A 21,586-nucleotide genomic window follows, 5' to 3' on the forward strand; every position below is an offset into this window, starting at 1 on the left:
CGGTCAGGCCGCTGTTTTCCGCGTGTCCACCAGCGACCACCAACTGGCGAGCGTGGGCGAGTCGGCCAGTTCTTCAAAGGTGACGGCGATTCCACGCTCCTTGAGTTCGGCGGCGAGTTTCATCACTTGCAGGGAGTCGAGGCCGTAGAAAATCAGGTTTTCCTCGGGGTCCAGCTCTTCACCGTCTTCGATCAATTGCAACACGCGGGTTTTGAGCCAGGCGCGGGTGGTTTCCGCCGTCAGCAGATGGCGCAGCTGTTTCTTGTCGATCTTGCCCACGGCGGTGAGCGGCATGGTGTCGATCAGCCGGATGCGGTCGGGCAGTTTGTATTCGGCGATGCCCAGTTCGATCAGGTGGCGGCGCAGGGCGGGCGGCTTGAGGTTGGGATTGCACGAGACGACGAAGGCGCAGCTTTTTTCCCCGAGTGCGGCGTCGGGCATGGCGACCAGGCCGGCGTGGGTGACCTCGGGGTGCAACACGATGAGGTTTTCGATCTCTTCGGAAGCGACTTTTTCGCCCCCCCGGTTGATCTGGTCCTTGACCCGGCCGACGACGCGCAAGTCACCGCTGGGTGTCATTTGCACCAGGTCACCGGAGTAGTAGTAACCCTCGTTATCGAAGGCTTGAGCATTCTGTTCGGGGCTCTGGTAGTAGCCGCAGAAGGTGTAGGGGCCGCGGGTAGCCAACATGCCGGGCTCGCCCTCCGCTACGGGCACACCTTGTTCATCGACGATTTTGATTTCGTCCCCCGGGCTGATCGGGCGGCCTTGGGTGGTAAAGATTTGCTCGTCGGTGTCATCCAGGCGAGTGTAGTTGATCAGGCCCTCGGCCATGCCGAACACCTGCTGCAGTTTGCAGCCGAGCACCCCGGGCACCTGGCGGGCCAGCGAGTCGGCGAACACGGCGCCGCCGACCTGGAGGAATTCAAGCGATTGCAGTTGCTCGGTGCGCTGCGGCGCGGCCTGCAGCCACAACGCGACGGCACTGGGCACCAGGGCGACGGTGTTGACTTCGTGGCGCTGGATCATTGCAAAGCAGGTCTGCGGTTCTGGGCTCGGCGCCATGATGATGGTACCGCCCGCGTACAATACGCCCAGGGCGCCCGGCGAGCTGAGCAGGAAGTTATGCGCTGCCGGCAGGGCGCACAAAAAGCGTGTTTGTGCGCTCAGGCCGCACACCTCGGCACTGGTGCGGGCATTGTAGTGGTAGTCATTGTGGGTGCGTGGGATGAGCTTGGGTGTGCCGGTGCTGCCGCCGGATAACTGAAAGAGAGCAACTTCATCTGGTGCGCTGGGAGAGAAGTCCACGCGGCTGTCGCTTGGGCTTTCAATCCATGCGGTCAGGTTGTTGGGGAAGTGCTGTTCGCCGAGGAACAGCGTGACCTGAGGGCTTGCGCCGACTTCGTTGAGGTCGGCGAGGTAGCCGTCATCACGAAACACTTCATGCTCACGCGAGGCGATCAACAGCTTTGGTGTGATTTGTTTGGCGTAGCTTTTGAGCTCCAGTTTGCGATGGCTGTAGAGCGCGTTGAGCGGCACGATGCCGGCCTTGAGCAGCGCGAACAGCACGATGTAGAACTCGGCGATGTTGGGCAGTTGCACCAGCGCGGTGTCGCCGTGGCCAAGTCCGTTGGCGGCCAGGCGCGAGGCCAGGTTGGAGGACAGTTGGTCTAGCTCGCCGTAACTGAAGCGACGCTCGCCGCAAATGATCGCGCAAGCCTGGGGCTGTGCTTGGCTGCGGGCCTGAAGCAGGTGGGTGAGGGGTTGATCGATCCAGTAGCCGTTTTCCCGATAGCGTTGTGCTCTTTCGAGGGGCCAGTGCGTGAATTCTAGAGTCATGAGGGTCACTGCTGAAAAATGGGGAAGTTAGTGGGCCAGGCCGCATGCGCGCAGCATGGTGCCGAGCTTGGTCTGGACTTCTGTCCATTCGGAGTCGGGGCTTGAGGCTTCGACGATGCCGGCGCCGGCGAACAGGCGGACCTTGTTGCGCTTGATGGTGCCGCATCGGATGGTCACGACCCATTCGCCGTTACCTTGGGCGTCGCACCAGCCGACCATGCCGGTGAACAGGCCGCGCTCGACGTGTTCGACGAATCGGATCAGGTGCCGGGCGCGCTCGGTAGGGAAGCCACAGACCGCAGGGGTTGGGTGCAGGCGGCAAGCCAACTGCAAGGCCGAGATGCCGGGGTCGGCCAGGGTGCCTTCGATACGAGTGGAGAGGTGCCACAACGCAGGCGTGCTGATCAGGCTAGGGCGCTGTGGCACGTTCAGTTGCGTGCACAATTCGCTGAGCTGGGAGGCGATGTCTTCGGTCACCAGACGGTGTTCGTAGTGGTCTTTTTCCGAGGCGGCCAGCCAGTCGGCGTTACGTCGGTCGGCTTCGGGGTCAGCCATACGTTTGGCCGAGCCGGCCAGGGGGTTGGACACGAAGTCCAGACCGTCCTTGTGCACCAGCAATTCGGGGCTGACGCCGATCAGCGTGGCGCCGTCCGGCATGGGTACGCGAAAGTGGTAGCCGCCGGGGTTCTGGGCCCGCAGATTGTTCTGCATGGCGCTCACGTCCACATCTTGGGCAAACAGCAATTCGCGCTGCACCGAGAGCACTGCCTTGCGCACGTCGCTGTGGCGGAAGTTGACGATGGCGTGTTCGACCGTGCGCTTGAAGCCTTGCTCGTCCGGTATGTTTTTTTGTTCAAGCAGTTCCGGCATCGAGGCCGCGCCGGTTTGCACGGCACCGCTGCGGGCGCGCCACTCGGCGTGTTCGGGGATGTAGAGGCAGGACGCTTCAGCGGGGTCGAAGGGGATGGCACCGACGATAATCGGGTTGGCCTGGCCAGCTTTGCGCGCTTGTTCAAAGGCGTGCGAAACGGTTTTTTGAAACAGGCTGCTGGCGTTTTCGCCGGCGATGGCCGGAGTTTCGATACGTTGCAACATGCCGCTGACGGCTAGCTCACGATCACCCGAGGTAAATGAAAAACTCCGCGTTGCATCAAGCTGTTGCACCTCATCCATGTCGCTCGTCCTAAGGGTGCTCGTTCTCATTTGCAGAAAGCCTCCGTGGCTTGTGGTCGAAAATTTATATCTTGAAATATAATCATTATCGTTTTTAATAGGTGACGCTAATCATTTAGATTTGTCAATCACATGAGTGGACCATGAGAGAGTTAACTTCGATGCAAGCCGCCTGTTGGATCGGGCGTACTGCTCACGCCTTTTTAGGGAGGGTTTCGGCTCATCTTTATGCCGAGTTCGATGGCCATTCCATTGAACTGGACCGCTTACGCGAAGCGCTTGAGCGGGCCAGCCTGCTGCATCCGATGCTGCGAGTGCGGGTGGATGCGCAAGGGCTGCAATTCATTGCTTCCATGGACCAATCGCCTCAGTTGGAAGTCGAAGACCTGCGTGCCATGACCGCGCCGGAGGCCGCCCGCCACCTGCTGGCCAAGCGGGAGGCGTGGACACATCAGCAACTGGACCTCGGCCATGGGCCGGGCGCCCGGTTTGCAGTAAGCCTGATGGCGGACGATAGGTTTCGCCTGCATGTCGATACCGACATGATCGCCATCGACCCATCCAGTTTCCGCACGCTGATGGAGGACTTGGCCCGGCTTTACGAGCAGCCCGATGAAACGCTGCCGCACACGCCATCCTTCTTCGATTGGTACGACAAGGCCCGTGTCGACCCGGCGCTCAAGGCCGCTCGTGATCGCGACCGTGCCTGGTGGCGTGAGCGCCTGGCGCACGTTGCCCCGGCACCCACCTTGCCATTGCTTGAACGCCCGCCGGAGCAAGCGCAAAGCCACCGGCTCCATACCTGGCTGGGCCCCGTCGAGCGTCAGGCATTGCAACAAGTGGCACGGGAACGCAGGATTACCCTCTCGACCTTGATGATGGGGCTGTTTGCGGCGGTGCTCGGTGAGCAGACCGGCGACCGTAGCTTGCGCCTCAATGTACCGACGTTCTGGCGCCAGCCGTTGGTGGATAATGTCGAGCGCGTAGTGGGTGACTTTGCCAATGTGTTGATTCTGGATGTGGACATCGAGTCCGCCGCCACGCCGGCCGTGCTGTGTGCGCAGCTGGCGAAAAAAATGGTCACCCTGCTTGAGCATTGCGCCTATCCGGGCGTGAATGTGATGCGCGATCTGTCCCGCCATCAGGGTTCGCCACAGCTGGCGCCGGTGGTCTTTACTGCTGCGCTGGACATGCCCGGTGGCGACTTGCTTTCGCCGCGCGTCCGGCGTGTATTCGGCCCGATGAATTGGGTCATCTCCCAAGGGCCTCAGGTGGCTCTTGATGCACAGATTGCCTGCGCCGATGGCGGTATCCTGATCAATTGGGATATCCGTCTTGATGCGTTGCCACTGCCGTGGGTAACGACGTTCTTTGACCGCTTTGTGGCGATTACGCAGGAAGTGGCGGCCGATTCTCGCGCGTTGGATCAAACGCTCAATGTCGGTGTATCGCGCACTCTCGAAAAACCACTGTCAGCACTGCAGCAGGCGTACTTATTGGGCCGTGGCACCCAGGTGCCTCTCGGCGGCGTGGCCATGCAGGAGTTTCGTGAATACCACGGGGCCATGGACCCGACGCTGCTGCGCAGTCGCCTGACGGCGATGGTTCAGCGCCATGACAGCCTGCGCACACGGGTGGATGCGCTCAAGCTGGTGAGTTATTTCAGCGATGAAGCCTGCATCAATCTAGAGGAAGTTGACCTCACCTCGATGTCGACGCAAGCAGCGTCGGCCTACATCGATGGGCGTCGTGAGGCATACGCCCACGCCATCTTCGAGCTGGACCGTGCGCCTTGGAATGTCACGATCTTCCACCTGCCCGACCACCAGTTGACAGTGTTCGTGCGCCTGGATGCGTTGATCCTCGACGGCCGCTCCATTGCTGCGTTGTTGGTCGAGCTGTTCGACGGCCTGACTGGCGATGAGCCCGCTGCCGAGGCTGCGCCTGCCTCGGTGGATCAGACCGGTCAACGCAAGGCCGATGCGGTTTACTGGAAGACCAAGCTCGCCGATGTGACGGGTGCACCACGCCTGCCATGGCGGGTGCCGCTCGATCAAGTGCGGGCATCGCGCTACGAGCGCCAAAGCCGGCAAGTGCCCAAGGCGGTATTCAACGGTTTCTGCAAATTGGGCGCCCGGCAGCGGCTATTCAAGAACTCCGCCCTGATGGCGCTGGTAATGGAGGTGCTGTCCCACTGGATCGATGAGGGCAGCTTGTGCGTGGCGGTGCCTGTTGCGCCGCAAACGGGTGGTGCATTTGCCAATCGTTCCAGCTTTATCGCGATCAACCGAAGCGAGGCTCCCGGCACCTTGACGGAGCGTGCGGCGAAGCTGCAAGTGGACGTGCTGGAAGGGCTGCAACACCTGGCCTATTCGGGCGTTGACCTCGCCCGGTTGCTGTTCGAATCCCACGGCCCTGGGCCAGTGCTGCCGGTGGTGATTACCAATGGTTTTTCCTGGCCAGTGTCGGCGTCGAACAGTCTAATGCAGTTGCAAGGCGGCCTGACCCAGACGCCTCAGGTGGCCATGGATATTCGCTTCTGGGCTAACGCCGAGGGCGCGCTGATGCTGGATATCGACTATGCACGGGAAGTCCTGGACCCAGCGGTGGTTCACGACATCCTGGATGCGCTGGAAAAGGCCATCAGCCAGATCAGCGCCAGCGGTGAGTTTGCCATGGACGCTACCGCGATCATCGACACCTCTCACTATCGCCTCAATAGCTCGACGACCGAGGCCAGTGCCGAAGGATTCCTGGCGCAAATCGCCAAGCACCTGTTCGATCCCGCCAATCAACGGATCGCCCTGATCAGCGGCGAGCGGCAGATCAGCTACGCCGAACTGGGAGCGGGGGTGTCGCGTGTCATTGCGGCGTTCAAGGTCCGTGGCATCGGGCCGGGCCAGGTGGTCGCCATCTGCTTGCCACGCAGCCCGGAGCACACCACGCTGACCTTGGCCTGTGCGTTGACGGGCGTGATCTGGGTACCTATCGACGCCTCGGCGCCAGACGAGCGTCGGAAGTATCTGTTGGAAAACTGTCGACCCGATCTGGTGGTCATCAGCTCGGGCGAGACGGTCGCGCAAGCCCACGCCACGCCGAACGAATTGCTGGCCGGGCCGCAGCCCAGTGCGCCAATGTTGGATGATCGCTCAATGAGCGAAGCGCCGGCGTATTACCTCTACACCTCAGGCACCACCGGCAAGCCCAAGTGCGTGGTGTTGTGCAACCGTGCCACGGCCAATGTCATCGGCAGCACCTTGTCACACTGGCGCGTGAGCCAGGGCGACGTGTTCATGTCGGTCACCCCGCTGCACCACGACATGTCGGTCTTCGATGTGCTTGGCTGCCTGACGGCCGGCGCCACTCTGGTGCTGCCTGGCGTCGGCGAGGAAAAGGATGCGGTGCGTTGGAATCAGTTGATCGCCAGGCACCGTGTGACATTGTGGTGTTCCGTGCCGGCCATTCTGGAAATGCTGCTGTCGTGCCGTGGTGAACATGACTTGGTCAGTCTGCGCCTGATCGCCCAGGGCGGCGACTACATCAAGCCGGGCGTGATCGCCGAGTTGCGCGGGCTGCTGCCATCGTCCCGCCTGATTTCCCTGGGGGGGCCGACAGAAACCACGATTTGGAGCATCTGGCACGACATCACTGCTGATGACCAGCTGCAAATTCCCTACGGCCGACCGTTACCGGGCAACTGTTATCTGGTTCTCGATGCCCAGGGAGCCCATTGCCCAGCAGGCGTTGTCGGTCGCATTCATACGGCAGGCGTCAACCTGGCCCTGGGCTATCTGGAAAACGGCGCGCTGGCACAAACCGAATTTATCAGCGTCATCGATGAGCAAGGCCAGGCCGTACGCGCATTTCGGACCGGTGACTGCGGGCGCTATCGCCGTGACGGCACGTTGATGTTCGACAGCCGTGTGAATGGCTACGTGAAGGTGCGCGGCGTACGCGTGTCGCTGCCCGACATCGAGATCGAGCTGATCAAGCATCCGGCGGTCAGGCATGTGCTGGTAGTGGACTACGGCGAACAGCGCCAGGGCGAGGTCAACATTGGTGCGCTGTACGTGAGTGCCGAAGACGCCGCCCCCTTGACCGCCGCCGAGTTGCGCCAGTTCGCTCGCGAGCATTTGCCGCAATCCCATGTGCCCACGCGATTCCTGGCGGTGGAGGCGCTGCCGTTATCGCAAAACGGCAAGCCTGATCGCCCGCGTGCCCGCAGCTTGTTGCAGGAACCTGCCGAAGAGGTCGTTGCGACCCAGGGCAACAAGGTCTTGGCGATCTACCTGAGTGTGTTGGGCAGGCCCCCGCAGGATGGCGCCAATGCATCGGTCGACTTCATCAGTCTGGGCCTGCGGCCCCAGCATTTGAAAGCCATCGCGGCCCGGCTCCAAGAGGAACTGGCGGTGACGCTTTCCCCCGGACAATTACTGCGTTGCCGTAACGCACAAGATGTCGAGCGATTGCTCGCCTGCGCATAACCACATAGCAATACCCAGGGAGACAGATTGGATGACGGATTTACCCACTGTAGATATCGCCGGTGTTGGCATCGGGCCCTTTAACCTCGGGTTGGCCGCTTTATTGTCCAAACATTCCGGCGTGACCAGTCTTTTCCTGGATCGCAAAGCCGAATTTCGTTGGCATGAAGGGTTGCTCTTACCGGGCACCACGTTGCAGGTGCCGTTTCTGGCGGACCTGGTGACGATGGCCGACCCGACCCACGAACTGAGCTATCTGAATTACCTGCACCAGCACGATCGCCTGTATCAGTTCTATTACTACGAGAACTTCCAGGTGCCGCGCCGCGAGTACGATCACTATTGTCGTTGGGCTTCGCTGCAGTTGCCGACGTGCCATTTCGGCGAGGATATCTGTGATGTGACTTACGACGCGGGCGCCGAAAAGTTCCTGATTGAAAGCCAGTCCGTGTCGGGCTTCAAACGCTACTATTCCAGTCGAAACCTGGCGGTAGGCATCGGCACTACGCCGATATTGCCGCAATGGACTCAGGTAAAAAGCACGGCGCCCATCATGCATTCGGCGGAGTTTGGCAAGCGCCAGGCGCAGTTGTCGGAATGTCGGCGTGTCACCGTGATTGGCTCCGGCCAGAGCGCCGCCGAGTGCGTGCTCGCGTTATTCAATGAGCTGACCCCCGAGCGGATTGCCGCGGGCGCCTCGATCCGCTGGATCACCCGTTCAGCCGGTTTCCACCCCATGGAATACTCCAAGCTGGGGCAGGAGTGCTTTACGCCGTCCTATATGGAGTACTTCCACAGCCTCCCGCGTGAGCGCCGTCGTGAGGTCGTGGCCAAGCAGGGGTTGTTGTACAAGGGCATCAGTTTTTCCACTATCGCCGCTATCTACGACTTGATCTATGAGCGCTCCATCGGCGGCAATGATCCTGGCCTGACCTTGATGTCCAACTGTGAGGTCGAGACGGTCGAGGATGTCGCCGGTACGCTGCGTATTGCCTATCGGCATCGTGAGCTGGACCAGACCGGCAGCCTGGAGGCGGACGCGATTGTGGCCGCCACGGGCTACGGGCATGCCTGGCCGCAGTGGTTTGAGCGGCTCAAGGGGACAGTGCTGGAAACCGATGAGCACGGTGACTGCCTTGTGGAGGATGACTTCACTGCACGTCGCTGTGATGACGGGGCAGGGCGTATCTTTGTGCAGAACGCCGAGATCTTCCAGCATGGCGTGGGCTCGCCGGACCTGGGCATTGCCGCGATTCGTAATGCGAGCATTGCCAATCAACTGCTCGGCCGCCCGCACTACCGCCTGCCCAAACGTTCGTCGTTCCAGCGTTATGGCATGCATGAGGTTTAGTGCGTGAAAGGCAGGGCCTTGGTGTTACCAAGGCCCTGTTGAAGGTCAGACGCGGATGTGGTCCAGGGTGATGCCATCGGCGCCAGGTGTCGCAAACAGCGCGAACATCTGCTCAATCGTGGCGCTCATGCGAGCCATCTGTTCTGCACTGTAACGATCCGAACGGTAGGTGATCACCAGGCGCAATGCGCGCTTGCCGTCGAGTGTGTTTTCCATGATCTCGAACTGAATACCGAACATCGACTGGTTCTTGTCCGGGTCAATCTGGCGGTAGCGGATTGCGCCGTTGTCCGGTGTGCTCAGGGCGCCGTTCAAGGCGTTGTTGGCGTGAATCTGGATGTACACGTCGAACAGCAGTCCATCCGCCGGCGTCATGCCCAGGGCCTGTTGAATCTGCTCCATCGGCACATCGGCGTAGGCCATCGAGTCGTTGATCAAGCGACTGACGCTTTCAATCATGGCGCCGACGGCTTGCCGAGCATCGAATTGCACGCGGTGCGCGACCATGGTGGTGAAGTAGCCGACCGTGTCGTAATACGCGGGGTCTGTGCGACCGGAAGCCGACGTGCCCACTACCAGGTCTTTCAAATCGCCGAGCTTGTACAGGGAAAGCACGATTGCCGAATAAACCACGCCGAACAGTGACGCGTTGTTCTGGCGGGCGAAGGCGTACAGGTGGTCGGTCGTGCCCTGGGTGGGCTTGATCTCGAACCACTGGGCCTTGGTCGAAACCTGTGCGGGCTGTACCTCGGAGGAGGGCAGCGTCAGGCCACGGGTGGCGTCGCGCAGCATACTGGTCCAGTAGTCGAGGTGCTTCCGGTTGATCCCGGCGGCTTGCTGGCGCACGGCGAACTCATGGAAGGACGGTGCCGGGCTTTTCCAGACGGGCGCTTTGTCGGCTGCACGGGCCAGGTAAGCCTGGGCCAGTTCTTCCATCATCACGTTGAGCGACCATTCATCGATGGCCATGTGGTGGACGAGCAGCGACAAGGTTTGGCGTTGATGTTGCGAGCCCTGAATGAAGCGCACCCGCAGGGGTAACTCGCGGGTCAGATCGAACTGATAGGTGGCTTCACTTTGCAGGGTGACGCCCTGGCTTTCGCGGCTCGGCCAGAACCACTTGAACTGCGATAGCTGCGAGGTCGGCACGATTTGCTGGTATGCCTCGTCACTCTCGAAGTGGAAGGTGCTACGCAGGCTGGCATGGCGCTCAAGCAGGTCATGGAATGCCTGCTCGAACAGCACTTCGTCCACCGTGTCGAGAAACTCCACGGCAAACGGCAGGTTGAAGATCGTACCGAATTCGAAGGCGGCGTAAGCGCGTCCCAGGGATGCCTGGGCCAGTGCAAACGGTGCTTTTTGTACGTCTTGCGGCGAGCCGGTGGCGGTCGTTGGCGCAGCGTCTCTCGCGATGACCTGGGCGCGCGCCGCCAAGGCGGTTGCCGAGGGGGCGCTGAAGAAATCATTGAACTGGACTTCGATGCCGTGGCTGCTCAACAGCTTGCCGATGATGCGGGTGGCCAGCAGCGAGTGGCCGCCAAAGTCGAAGAAGTCATCTGTCGCCAACATGCCCGGTTCCGCCAGGGCTTCGCGGAACTCGGCGAGGATGATGGCTGCAACGTCAGGTGTTTCGGTTTGGGCGGCGTTCTCGCCGATGTCCGCCTGGCGGTGCAGCCAAGGCAGTGGCGTATCAACTGTGTGCATGATCTTGCGGTACAGGTCGTTCGCCTGGCAGGTCTGGTCAAGAATCGGGTGAAGGACCAGTGCGAGGATGGGCGCCTCCGGCGTTTGCATGATCAGCGCCTTGAACGGCGGCTGGTGCTCAGCGTCCCACGGCGCGGCTTGTTCGGGGAGCAGGTAGTGACTGGCGTCACCGGTTACCTGAATGCGCTCGATGCACGCTTGCCAGTCGCGCGCTTGGACCTTGTCGACTTCGCCGTCATCGTTGAACTGATAGCGGGCATTCAGCTCGGGGATTGATTCGATCACCGCCTGGAGTGCTGACTCCAGCCTTGCGGGGTCGACATCCGCGTCGAGTTTCCAGGCACTCAAGTGCCTGAGAATGCGCTCGGGATATTGCTGCTGCAAGAGCCAAATATGCGCTTCGTAATCGGTGGCAGACCGTTTCGAAAACGTATCTGGAGTGAGTTCCATCATGGAAGTTTCCCGCCTTATCAGACTGAACAGTAAGAAGTAGAGATGGCACCAAGTGCCGACAGACCCATCCTCGGTCTGGTGTAACGCCTGGGAACCCGGGCGTCAGAGGACGTGCAATCCGGCTGCGTTGCAGGGGCTTTATGAACACCGTATGATCACAAATAATAATCATACATATTCGCATTAGTCAAAAGCTGATCGCGGGTGGATTCGTCTCAGGAGAGGTGTTGTGAACAACGGAGCGTTTGCGTCCAAGCAGCAATTCGAAAAGCTGTATGTCGACCATCACCGCTGGTTGTGCAGGTTGCTGCGGCGCAAGCTGGGCAATTCGGTGGATGCTGCGGATCTGGCCCACGATATCTATCTCAACCTCATCAAGAAGGGCCGCGTGCCTTCGATTGAAGACTCGCGCTGCCACTTGTCCCAGATCGCCAAAGGCATGGTGATTGACCTGTATCGTCGCCGTCACCGCGAAGCCTGCCACCTCGAAACCTTGATGCAGCAGGCCGAACCGCTGGTGCCGTCGGAAGAGGTGCGGGCGCTGGCCACCGAGGCGCTGGTGCAAATCGATGACGCGCTGCATGCCAAACCGCCCAAGGCCCGCGAAGCACTGTTGCTGTGCAAGCTGCATGGAATGGGCCATCGGGACATCGCCGCGGAATTGAAAGTGTCGGTGTCTTCTGTCGAAAAATACATCGCGGCGGGCCTGCGGGCGTGCCATCCCTTCGCATCGGCGGCCGGGCTGTGAACAATTAAATCTGCAGCGCCGTTGAGGTTTTCGCCGTGTCGTTCGGAATACACGGTATGCACCGTGCAAAACGCTCGAACGCAAAGGACGCCAGGTACGCCACACGGTGGCCGGCAGTGGTTATTCAGGAGAGCTCATGAGCGTTAAAGACACACCCGTCGGTTCGGTATCCCAGGTATTACGCCCCATTCGCGGGCGTCTGATACTTGCCGCGGTACTGGCCGCCCTTGGAACCATGCTGACCATGGTGCCCCTGGCTGGCATTGCCCATATTGCTCAACTGGCCATGAGTGACGCAGCCAGTTGGGTCCAGTTGCAAGGCCCAGTCTGGCAAGTGGTCGGTGTCAGTCTGGCTTGCCTGTTCCTCGGCATGACCTTGATTTCGCTGGGGGAGATGGTCGCGCACCTGGCCGACAACCACATCACGGGCCACCTGCGCCAGGCCATCACCCGTCGGTTGGCCAGGGTGCCGCTGGGTTGGTTCACCAGTCGTGCTTCGGGTGAGGTCAAGCAGGCGATGCAGGATGACATCGGCACCTTGCACAGCTTGACGGCGCACTTTTTCACCACCCTCGGCCGTACGCTTGGGGCTGTGATCATCGCTGTCCTTTACCTGTTTGCCATGGACTGGCGCATGGCGATTGTCTCGCTGTTGCCATTCCCGCTGTTTTTCCTGTTTTTCACCCGCGCCACCAAGGCCAGTGGGGCTAACATGCAAGCGTTCGGCGCCGGCATGATGCGCATCAACAATGCCGTGGTCGAGTTTGTCAACGGTATTCCCGTGGTCAAGGCATTTGGCGCCGAGGGCAAGGCCCATGGCAGCTACCGGGATGCCGTGGATGACTTTGCTGCTGCGTTTACCGACTTTACCCGGCCACTGGTCAGCGCGATGGCCAACGCCCACGCCATGATCACGCCCGTAGCGGTACTCGGCGTGGTGCTGGCCTTCGGTACGCTGGGGGTGAGCCAGGGCTGGCTGGCTCCGGTAGACATCCTGCCGTTTGCCCTGGTCGCCCCGGGCATCTGCGCGCCGCTGTTGCTGCTGAGCTATATCACTCACGACCTGAACAACGCGACCGCCGCTGCCCAGCGCGTGCAAACCCTGCTGGAAACCCCTGTGCTCGAAACCCTGCCAGGCACCTCAGCACAATTGCCTGCAAACGCTGAAATTCGCGTCGAACACCTGAGCTACCACTATAACGACCAATCCCCGGTGCTCCAGGACCTTAGCTTCACCCTCAAGCCAGGCACGGTGACCGCCATTGTCGGCGCATCAGGTTCCGGCAAGTCGACCCTGGCCCGCCTGCTGCTGCGTTTTTTCGACCCGACCGAAGGGCGTATCACCCTGGGTGGCGTCGACCTGCGCCATATCGAGAGCACCCAGTTGTACCGGCGCATCGGTTTCGTGTTGCAGGAAGTGCGCCTGGTTCACGCCAGCCTGCGCGACAACATTGCCCTGGGCCGTCCCTCGGCCAGCCAGCAGGAAATCGAGGCCGCCGCGCGTATTGCGAACATCCACGAACGCATCCTGGACCTGCCACGGGGCTATGACTCGGTGATCGGTGAAGATGTACAGCTCTCCGGCGGTGAGTTGCAGCGCGTCAGCATCGCCCGCGCCGTGTTGCTCGACCCACCCGTGTTGGTACTGGATGAAGCCACGGCGGCAGCCGATGCCGAAAATGAGGTGAAGCTGCAACAAGCCCTGTCGCGATTCGCCCAGGGTCGCACCCTTATGGTGATTGCTCACCGGCTCGACACGGTGATGCACGCCGACCAGATCATCCTGATCGACAACGGCACCCTCTGCGAGCAAGGCACCCACGCCGAGTTGCTCGCACGCAAAGGTCGCTACGCCAGGCTGTGGGCGTTGGGCGGTTATGAAAAAGCCAAGGAACAGGCGGTGTCGTCATGCTGAAAACCTTTATTCAACTGCTCGGCGAAGATGCCTCGGTATTGCGCCGCTATCTGGCAATGGCCCTGGTCTATGGCCTGCTCTGCGGGGTGACGATTGTCATGCTGGTGCCGATCCTCACCCACCTGCTGGGTGGTGATACCCACGCCGCCGCGCAATGGCTGATCGCGCTGGCCATCGGTGTAGTGGTGTGCTGGGCGCTGCGACGCAGCGTGGAAAAAGCCGGTATCTGCGTCGGCATCGCCGTGCTCCAGCGCGGCCGCCACCGCCTTGGCGACCATGTGGCGAAGTTGCCCGTAGGCTGGTTCAGCGCGCAAAACACGGCGCGGCTCAGCCATCTGGCGACTTCGGGCATGATGGAAATGGCGCAGTTGCCCGCACACGTGTTCACGCCACTGTTGACCGGTGTGGTCACGCCGGTGGTGATTCTTATCGCGCTGTTCACCCTGCACTGGCAAATGGGCCTGGTTGCCCTGGCGACCCTGCCGGTGTTGCTGGGCGTGTTCGTGTTGACTGCACGGTTGGGGCAGCGAGCCGACCACGACTTCCAGCATAACGCCGCCCTGACCAGCCAGCGCATGGTCGAGTTCGCCCAGGCGCAGTCGGTACTGCGTGCCTTCAATGGCGAGGACGGCGGTACACAGTTCCTCGAACAGGCCATCGCTCGCCAGCAGCAGGCTGCGAAGCATCTGATCCACGTATCGGCGATGTCAGTGGTGTTCAATGCGTGGGCGGTGCAGGCCGGTTTTGCTGCGCTGCTGGTGGCTGCCACCCTGTGGCTGGGCGACCTGCTGGGCGCCGGTCTGGAAGTGGGCTCGGTCATCGCCGTGATGATTACGCTATTGCTGGTCAGCCGCTTCATCGACCCGCTGCTGGAAGTGGCCGGTTACAGCGAAGTGCTGCGCGGTGCCCGTGGCCAGTTGGGCGCCGTGCGCGAGATTTTTGCAGTCAAGCCACTGCCGCAGCCACAGGCACCCGAGGCACCTGTCGATAGCTCCGTCGAGCTGTGCAATGTCAGCTTCGCTTATGCCGAGGGCCAGCCCGAGGTGCTGCGCGATGTCAGCCTGCGCATCGAACCGGGCAGCATGACCGCACTGGTGGGTGCTTCCGGCTCGGGCAAGACCACATTGGTGCGCTTGATCGCACGCTTCTTCGATGTGACCCAAGGCCGCGTGATCATCGGCGGCGTGGATGTGCGCCAGATGTCCGGTGAGCAACTGGCCGGCCAGATCAGCCAGATCTTCCAGGATGCCTACCTGTTCCAGGGCAGCATTGCCGACAACATCCGTATCGGCAAACCCGCGGCCGGCGATGCCGAAGTGATGGAAGCCGCGCGACAAGCCGGCGTGCTGGAAATCATCGAGCGACTGCCCCAGGGCCTGGACACGCCGGTGGGCGAGGGCGGGGCACGGTTGTCCGGTGGCGAACGCCAACGGATCTCCATTGCCCGTGCGCTGATCAAGGATGCACCGATCCTGCTGGTCGACGAAGCCACCGCGGCCCTTGATGCCGAGAACCAGGCCGCCATCGCCGAAGCGCTGGCGCGGCTGCGCTGCAAACGCACGCTGATCGTTATCGCCCACCAGCTTTCGACCGTGGTCATGGCCGATCAGATCCTGGTGCTCGATCAAGGCCAGCTCAGCGAACAAGGTTCCCATGCCCAATTGAGCGCCAAGCCTGGGCTGTATGCCCACTTTCTCGCCCAGCGCAGGGCGGCAAAAGGCTGGCGTATCGCGGGTGAGGGCGGTTCTTGAGTCGTGCAGCGTTAGTCGTCCTGTTTGTAGTGCTGTGCGGCCTGTCGCTGATGGTGGGGGTCAAGCAGGTGTCGTGGGTCGAGCTGCTGAGCTTTTCCGACGACGCCTGGCTGACCCTCACCGCGAGCCGGCTGCCACGCCTGGCCGCGCTGATCCTCACCGGGGTCGGGTTGGCCGTGTGCGGGGTGATCCTGCAGCAGATCGTGCGTAACCGCTTCGTCGAGCCCGGTACTTGCGGTGGGCTGGATGCCGCCAAGCTGGGCATCCTGATTTCCCTGACGGTAGCTCCGGGAGCCGGGGCCGCCGGTAGAATGCTGTTTGCCTTGGCCTTTTGCTTTGCTGCCAGCCTGATCTATGTCGCGATCATCCGGCGCATCCAGTTCAAGAACACCGTAATGGTGCCGGTGATCGGCCTGATGTACGGCAGCGTGCTGAGCGCCGTCGCCGAGTTCTACGCTTACCGTCACAACATCCTGCAGAGCATGCAGGGTTGGATGCTCGGCGATTTCTCGAAGATCGTGCAGGGCAATTACGAGATCATCTACCTGATCCTGCCCATTGTCGTGCTGACCTACCTGTATGCCCATCGTTTCACCGTACTGGGCATGGGGGAGGGCATGGCCAGCAGCCTGGGCCTGAACTACGCCGCCAACGCGGCGCTGGGCTTGATGTTGGTGGCCGTTACCGTCTCCGCCACGGTGATTACCGTGGGCGCGATCCCCTTCGTCGGGCTGGTGATTCCCAATCTGGTTGCCCTGCACTACGGTGAAAACCTGGAGCGCACGCTGCCCATCGTCGCCCTGTGCGGTGCCTCGTTGCTGTTGGCCTGCGACATCCTCGGCCGCCTGCTGATCTACCCCTTCGAAGTGCCGATCGGCCTGACTGCCGGCTGCATTGGCGGTGTGGTGTTCCTGGTGCTGCTGATCCGGAAGTACGCATGAAACACCTGGCTACCCGTTATGGCCCCTGGCTGCTGGTGTTATTGCTGGCCCTTGGGTTCCTGTTGCTGGGCTCAGGCCTGGATTTCGATTACATCATTCCCAAGCGGCTTACCCGCCTGGCCGCAATGGGCATTGCCGGCGTGTGCATTGCGTATTCGTCGGTGATTTTCCAGACCATCGCCGGCAACCGCCTCCTCACGCCGGCCATCATGGGCTATGAGGCAATCTATCTGTTGTTCCAGGCGTTGCTGATTCTGGTGCTGGGTACCCAGAGCCTGGTGCTGCTGGGGCGTGACGGCAACGTGCTGTTATCGGTGCTGTTGATGCTCGGCTATTCGTGGCTCCTCCATCGGTGGCTGTTGCGCGACGGCAGTCACAACGTGTACCTGCTGTTGCTGCTGGGGTTGGTGTTGAGCATGGTGATGGGCACCTTCACCCAATTCATCCAGTTGAAGATCAGCCCCGGGGAGTTCTCGATTTTCCAGGGATTCAACTACGCCTCCTTCAACAAGGCGCAAACGGGGCAGGTGATCTATTCGGGCGTATTGGTGGCGGTGGTGTGTTTCATCGCCCAGCGCACGTTGCCGGTGCTCGATGTGTTGGCCCTGGGACGTGACCAGGCGATTTCCCTGGGGGTCGACTACCCACGCAGCGTGCGCCTGCAACTGGCACTGATCGCCGTTCTGGTAGCGGTGTCCACCAGCCTAGTGGGGCCGACCGCGTTCATGGGCGTGTTCGTCGCCAACATCGCCTATGCCTTGGCCCGCACCACGCGGCACAGGGTCACCTTGCCTCTGGGCTGTGCGATTGCTATTGGCATTTTCATCATCGCTCAGTATCTGGTGGAGCAATGGTTCAACTACAACACCTCCGTGAGCATTCTCATCAACCTGCTGTGCGGTGTGTATTTCCTCGCGCTGATGATCCGAACCCGAGGCACGGCATGATCTCTCTCCAACACGTCTACAAAGCCTATGGCGCCAAGCATGTGCTGAGTGACGTCAGTGTGCAGTTCCCACCGGGGCAGGTGACCTCATTGATCGGCCCCAACGGGGCGGGCAAATCCACCTTGTTGATGTTGATCGCCCGTCTGTTGACGCCTACCCGTGGCGATGTACTGATGGGCGGGCGCAGCATCGCCGACGTACCGGTACGCGACTACGCCAAGCGCGTCGCCACCTTGCGTCAGTCGCCGGATTTCAACCTGCGCCTCACCGTCGAAGAGCTGGTGGCCTTCGGGCGTTTCCCCTACAGCCGAGGCGCGCTCACCGCCCAGGACCGGGTGGTGATCGACGAGGCCATCGACTTCCTTTCACTGCAACCGCTGCGCCTTTGTTACATCGACGAGCTCAGCGGCGGGCAGCGGCAGATGGCGTTCCTGGCAATGACGATCGCTCAGCAAACCGATTATCTGTTGCTGGATGAGCCGCTCAATAATCTCGACATGAAGCACGGTGTTCAAATCATGCGCGCCTTGCGCCGCTTGTGTGATGAGCAAGGTCGCACGGTGATCCTGGTGGTGCATGACATCAACTTCGCGGCCAATTATTCCGACCATATCGTGGCGATGAAAGGCGGCGCCATCCATCGTCACGGCCCAGTCGACCAGGTAGTGACTGAGGCCAACCTGCGCGAACTGTTCGACCTGGATTTCGAGATTCTGCACAGCCAACAAGGCTTCGTTTGCAACTACTTCAACCCATCACCTTCAAGGGAACTGACATGAGCACTGATCGCACGAACAGAATGCACGCGCTACTGCTGACGATGGCCGTGGCGGCGGGGCTGCAGGGGTGTGACAAACCGGCGCCAGAGGCCAAGGCCCCAGTCGTGGCGCAGGCGGCCTACGCGCCGATCACCATCGAGCATCCGCTGGGCACCACCGTGGTCACTCAGTTGCCCCAGCGTGTAGTGGCCTTCGACATGAGCGAGCTCGACACCCTGGATCAACTCGGTGCCCCTGTGGTCGGTATCGCCAAGGACTACGTTACCAGCTTCCTCACTCACTACCGTGACGACACGAATGTCGCGGATGTGGGCTCGACCATCCAGCCCAACCTGGAACGCCTGCATGCGCTCAAGCCCGACCTGATCCTGATCTCTCCGCTTCAGGCCCAGAGCTATAAGGAACTCAGCCAGATCGCTCCAACCGTGTACGACGACATGGACCTGACCAACAAAAAAGGCAATCTCATCGAGACCGCCAAGGCCCATTTGACCCTGCTGGGACGTATCCTCGACAAGCCGGAACTCGCCCGCCAGAAAGTGGCGCAAATGGATGCCAAGGTCGCGCAGACCCGCCAAGTCACTGCCGGTCGCCCCGAGAAGGCCTTGATCGTGCTGCATAACAATGGTGCCTTCACCTCCTACGGCGTGAAATCGCGCTACGGTTTTGTGTTCGACACTCTGGGCGTTAAACCGGCCAGCACCGACATCGAGGCCGGCTTGCATGGTCAGCCGATTTCCAATGAGTTCATTCAGCAGGCCGACCCGGACATTCTGTACATCATCGACCGCACGGCAGTGATGGAGCACCGCCCGGCCCTTGACCTCAAGAGCCTCGACAACCCACTGCTGCGCAAGACAAAGGCATGGAACAACGGCCGGGTGGTCTTCGTCGACGCCCAGACCTGGTACCTGTGCACGGCCAGTGTGACCTGCCTTAACCGCATGGCGGACGAGGTGGTCGAAGGCTACAAAGGCTGATCCAGACACGCGTCGTGGTACCCAAAGCCGCTGCCATTCAGGTCGCGGCTTTTTTTGGGAATATTTATCATTTAGATTGAGGGTTTGTAGTTCTGGTACGGAAACCTAGTGAATGCACTTCAATACTTCGCATCGAAAGGAATCCAGCATGTCGGAACACGGCCGCCCAACTCGCGCCCATCCTGATTTATTCCAGGCTACACCGCGTACTTTCCCGTTTACCTTGAACCGTACGTTCTGCGCCGTGCAGATGGCCTTGCTGCTCGGGTTGAGCGGCGGCTCGCCGGCAGTGTCGGCGGCGCCTGAACCGGAGCCGGCCACCCAGGTCCGGGCCGAAGCGGAAAAGAACAGCCTGGTGCTGTCGGAAACCATCATCGACGGCGAGCGGCTCGCCACCGACGACCTGCCACCTGCGTACGCGGGTGGGCAGGTCGCCACGGGCGGTCGTATCGGGCTGCTGGGCAACAAGGACTTCATGGAAACACCGTTCAACGCCATCAGCTATACCGATGAATTCGTGCGCAACCACCAGGCCAAGGACATCGGCTCGGTAATCGGCGCCACTGACCCGTCGGTCAACGTGCCGTCCAAGCGGGCCATCCTCGAAACCTTCTTCATCCGCGGCTTCAACACCAGCGCCAACGACATCACCTTCAACGGCCTTGCCGGCATGGCGCCGAACCTGCGCGGCTCGACCGAACTGGCCGAGCGTATCGAAGTGCTCAAGGGCCCGTCTGCGCTGCTCAACGGCATGCCGCCCGATGGCAGCGTCGCCGGCAGCATCAACATGGTGCCCAAGCGCGCCGCCGACGAGCCGCTGACGCGCCTCACCACCAGTTACGAATCCAACGGGCTGTATGGCGCCCACGCTGACGTGGGCCGGCGCTTCGGCGAGCAGAACCAGTTCGGTATCCGCTACAACGGCGTGTACCGCGATGGCGACACCAACGTGGACGACCAGCAGCAAAAGATGCAACTCAACGCCCTGGGCCTGGACTGGCGCACTGAGCGCGTACGCCTGTCCCTGGACGCTTACAAGCAGCGTGAGCGCCTGGATGGCGCCAACTATTTCGGTATTTTCGGCATCTCGCCAACGGTCAATAAAGTGCCCAGCCCGAAGAAGGGCGATAACTCCCTGGCGCCCGACTGGGCCTACACCATCAACGACACCGAAACCGTGTTGATCCGTGGCGAGGTCGACCTGAATGACTCGCTCACCGCCTTTGCCGCCTATGGCCAGCGCGACGGTGGCCGCAATGCCCTGATGACCCGTGACACGTTGATCAACAACGCCGGAGACATCGACGTGCTGGCTTATCGCTCGGACGGGCAGGGCACGCAGAAGTCCGGTGAAGCCGGCCTCAAGGGCACTTTCGACACCGGCCCGGTAGGCCACGCCTGGTCTGTGGCAGCCACCCAGTACAAATCGGAGATGAGCTTCAAGGATTTGATGATCCCCAACTATGTAGTCACCAACTACGACAACCTCGACTTCGGTGCAACACCGCCTCTGGGCAAATACGGCGCCGTCACCTCCCGCAGCGAAGCCAAGCTGAGAAGCTTTGCGTTCCTCGACACTCTGTCGTTCCTCGATGGCCGCGTGCAATGGACCGTGGGCTGGCGCAACCAGACCGTGGAAAGCGCCAGCCTGACGCCGGCCCGGGTCAAGACGTCCCGCTACAGCGACAGCAAGGTGTCGCCGGCGACAGCGTTGCTGGTCAAGGTCACCGATGATGTTTCGCTCTATGCCAACTACATCGAAGGTTTGTCCCAAGGGGGCACGGCACCCACCAGCGCCGCCAACTCGGGTGAAATCCTCAGCCCTTACCAGACCAAGCAGTATGAGGTCGGCGCCAAGTTCGACCTGGGCACCTTCGCCACGACGCTGGCCGTGTTCCAGATTGAAAAACCCAGCGCCTACACCGACCCCATCACCAATATTTACGCCACCAACGGCGAGCAGCGTAACCGTGGCGTGGAATGGAGTTTCTTCGGTGAAGTCCAACCCGGCCTGCGCCTGATGGGCGGCGCGTCCTATACTCAGGCTGAACTGACCAAGGCGTTGGTCACATCCAACGAAGGCAACCAAGTGACCGGCGTACCGAAGATCATCGCCAAACTGGGCGCCGAATACGACCTTGAGATGGTGCCGGGGCTGACCCTGACCGCCAACACCAACTACGTTGGCAGCCGCTACGTTACCGACGACCATCGTATGGAACTGCCGTCCTACACCGTGTTTGATGTAGGCGGCCGCTACACCACCAAAGTCATGTCCAAGCCAGTGACCTTGCGCGCCAATGTCGAGAACGTGGCCAACCGTGCTTATTGGATCGGTTCGTACAACGGTGGCGACGGCAGCGGATTGTCCGGTGGCCTGGGTACGCCACGTACGCTGCAACTGTCGGCCTCGGTGGACTTTTAACCCTCAAGCCAAGCGTGGAGGCGTCCTGGGACGCATCCACGCTGGCTTGTTTCAACGCTGCGAAAAATTCCCGCGATAATTGAGCCTTCAGATAGC

At 61.1% G+C, this 21,586-nt stretch carries 13 protein-coding genes; 10 read left to right on the forward strand and 3 right to left on the reverse strand.

Annotation, left to right across the window (positions count from 1 at the left end; all coding sequences use genetic code 11):
* Positions 1–3: 3 nt before the first annotated feature.
* Together QMK52_RS21185 and QMK52_RS21190 are read right to left on the reverse strand one after the other, a co-directional pair.
* Positions 4–1,839 carry a (2,3-dihydroxybenzoyl)adenylate synthase gene (locus QMK52_RS21185; RefSeq protein WP_005788360.1) on the reverse strand — a complete coding sequence of 612 codons (1,836 nt, stop codon included), beginning with the start codon at positions 1,837–1,839 and terminating at the stop codon, positions 4–6.
* Positions 1,840–1,866: 27 nt separating this feature from the next.
* Complete coding sequence (locus tag QMK52_RS21190) at positions 1,867–3,042, reverse strand: isochorismate synthase (protein WP_413817823.1); 1,176 nt, start codon at positions 3,040–3,042, stop codon at positions 1,867–1,869.
* A 113-nt stretch (positions 3,043–3,155) separates the two neighbouring features.
* On the opposite strand from QMK52_RS21190, the gene QMK52_RS21195 reads away from it, so the two are divergent.
* A complete protein-coding gene (locus QMK52_RS21195; protein ID WP_320403365.1) occupies positions 3,156–7,496 on the forward strand; it encodes an amino acid adenylation domain-containing protein in 4,341 nt (1,446 codons plus the stop codon).
* Between the two features lie 31 nt (positions 7,497–7,527).
* Positions 7,528–8,847 carry a putative histamine N-monooxygenase gene (gene basC / locus QMK52_RS21200; RefSeq protein ID WP_005788355.1) on the forward strand — a complete coding sequence of 440 codons (1,320 nt, stop codon included), beginning with the start codon at positions 7,528–7,530 and terminating at the stop codon, positions 8,845–8,847.
* Positions 8,848–8,892: 45 nt separating this feature from the next.
* On the opposite strand, the gene QMK52_RS21205 is transcribed toward basC, so the two are convergent.
* Positions 8,893–11,004 (reverse strand): condensation domain-containing protein, encoded by a 2,112-nt coding sequence (locus QMK52_RS21205; protein ID WP_320403366.1) that lies wholly within the window; start codon positions 11,002–11,004, stop codon positions 8,893–8,895.
* Between the two features lie 229 nt (positions 11,005–11,233).
* Between QMK52_RS21205 and QMK52_RS21210 the strand changes: the two genes are divergently transcribed.
* The 8 genes from QMK52_RS21210 (at position 11,234) to QMK52_RS21245 (ending at position 21,490) form a co-directional block, all read left to right on the forward strand.
* Positions 11,234–11,752 carry a sigma-70 family RNA polymerase sigma factor gene (locus tag QMK52_RS21210; RefSeq protein ID WP_194438265.1) on the forward strand — a complete coding sequence of 173 codons (519 nt, stop codon included), beginning with the start codon at positions 11,234–11,236 and terminating at the stop codon, positions 11,750–11,752.
* 136 nt (positions 11,753–11,888) lie between these two features.
* On the forward strand, positions 11,889–13,667 hold the full coding sequence (locus QMK52_RS21215; RefSeq protein WP_005788350.1) for an ABC transporter ATP-binding protein: 1,779 nt from the start codon (positions 11,889–11,891) through the stop codon (positions 13,665–13,667).
* Positions 13,661–15,418, forward strand: coding sequence for an ABC transporter ATP-binding protein (locus QMK52_RS21220; RefSeq protein WP_320403367.1), 1,758 nt, complete (start codon positions 13,661–13,663; stop codon positions 15,416–15,418). Before QMK52_RS21215 ends, QMK52_RS21220 begins: the two co-directional genes overlap by 7 nt.
* Entirely contained in the window at positions 15,415–16,359 is a 945-nt protein-coding gene (locus tag QMK52_RS21225) for an ABC transporter permease (RefSeq protein WP_005788347.1), read from the forward strand. The genes QMK52_RS21220 and QMK52_RS21225 overlap by 4 nt, the downstream gene beginning before the upstream one ends.
* On the forward strand, positions 16,356–17,306 hold the full coding sequence (locus QMK52_RS21230) for an iron chelate uptake ABC transporter family permease subunit (RefSeq protein WP_320403368.1): 951 nt from the start codon (positions 16,356–16,358) through the stop codon (positions 17,304–17,306). Before QMK52_RS21225 ends, QMK52_RS21230 begins: the two co-directional genes overlap by 4 nt.
* Positions 17,303–18,085, forward strand: coding sequence for an ABC transporter ATP-binding protein (locus tag QMK52_RS21235; RefSeq protein ID WP_122735051.1), 783 nt, complete (start codon positions 17,303–17,305; stop codon positions 18,083–18,085). The genes QMK52_RS21230 and QMK52_RS21235 overlap by 4 nt, the downstream gene beginning before the upstream one ends.
* On the forward strand, positions 18,082–19,065 hold the full coding sequence (locus QMK52_RS21240; protein WP_032803542.1) for a siderophore ABC transporter substrate-binding protein: 984 nt from the start codon (positions 18,082–18,084) through the stop codon (positions 19,063–19,065). The genes QMK52_RS21235 and QMK52_RS21240 overlap by 4 nt, the downstream gene beginning before the upstream one ends.
* 148 nt (positions 19,066–19,213) lie before the next feature.
* Positions 19,214–21,490: a TonB-dependent receptor gene (locus QMK52_RS21245; protein ID WP_087945247.1), complete on the forward strand. Its 2,277-nt coding sequence runs from the start codon at positions 19,214–19,216 to the stop codon at positions 21,488–21,490.
* Positions 21,491–21,586 lie beyond the last annotated feature (96 nt).

Origin of the sequence: Pseudomonas sp. P9_2 (assembly GCF_034008255.1) — a bacterium.
Lineage (GTDB): Bacteria > Pseudomonadota > Gammaproteobacteria > Pseudomonadales > Pseudomonadaceae > Aquipseudomonas > Aquipseudomonas synxantha_A.

Coding starts and splice junctions, on each gene's coding strand:
- QMK52_RS21185 (WP_005788360.1), bottom strand. CDS start 1,839: ATGACTCTAGAATTCACGCACTGGCCCCTCGAAAGAGCACAACGCTAT.
- QMK52_RS21190 (WP_413817823.1), bottom strand. CDS start 3,042: ATGAGAACGAGCACCCTTAGGACGAGCGACATGGATGAGGTGCAACAG.
- QMK52_RS21195 (WP_320403365.1), top strand. CDS start 3,156: ATGAGAGAGTTAACTTCGATGCAAGCCGCCTGTTGGATCGGGCGTACT.
- basC (WP_005788355.1), top strand. CDS start 7,528: ATGACGGATTTACCCACTGTAGATATCGCCGGTGTTGGCATCGGGCCC.
- QMK52_RS21205 (WP_320403366.1), bottom strand. CDS start 11,004: ATGATGGAACTCACTCCAGATACGTTTTCGAAACGGTCTGCCACCGAT.
- QMK52_RS21215 (WP_005788350.1), top strand. CDS start 11,889: ATGAGCGTTAAAGACACACCCGTCGGTTCGGTATCCCAGGTATTACGC.
- QMK52_RS21220 (WP_320403367.1), top strand. CDS start 13,661: ATGCTGAAAACCTTTATTCAACTGCTCGGCGAAGATGCCTCGGTATTG.
- QMK52_RS21230 (WP_320403368.1), top strand. CDS start 16,356: ATGAAACACCTGGCTACCCGTTATGGCCCCTGGCTGCTGGTGTTATTG.
- QMK52_RS21235 (WP_122735051.1), top strand. CDS start 17,303: ATGATCTCTCTCCAACACGTCTACAAAGCCTATGGCGCCAAGCATGTG.
- QMK52_RS21240 (WP_032803542.1), top strand. CDS start 18,082: ATGAGCACTGATCGCACGAACAGAATGCACGCGCTACTGCTGACGATG.
- QMK52_RS21245 (WP_087945247.1), top strand. CDS start 19,214: ATGTCGGAACACGGCCGCCCAACTCGCGCCCATCCTGATTTATTCCAG.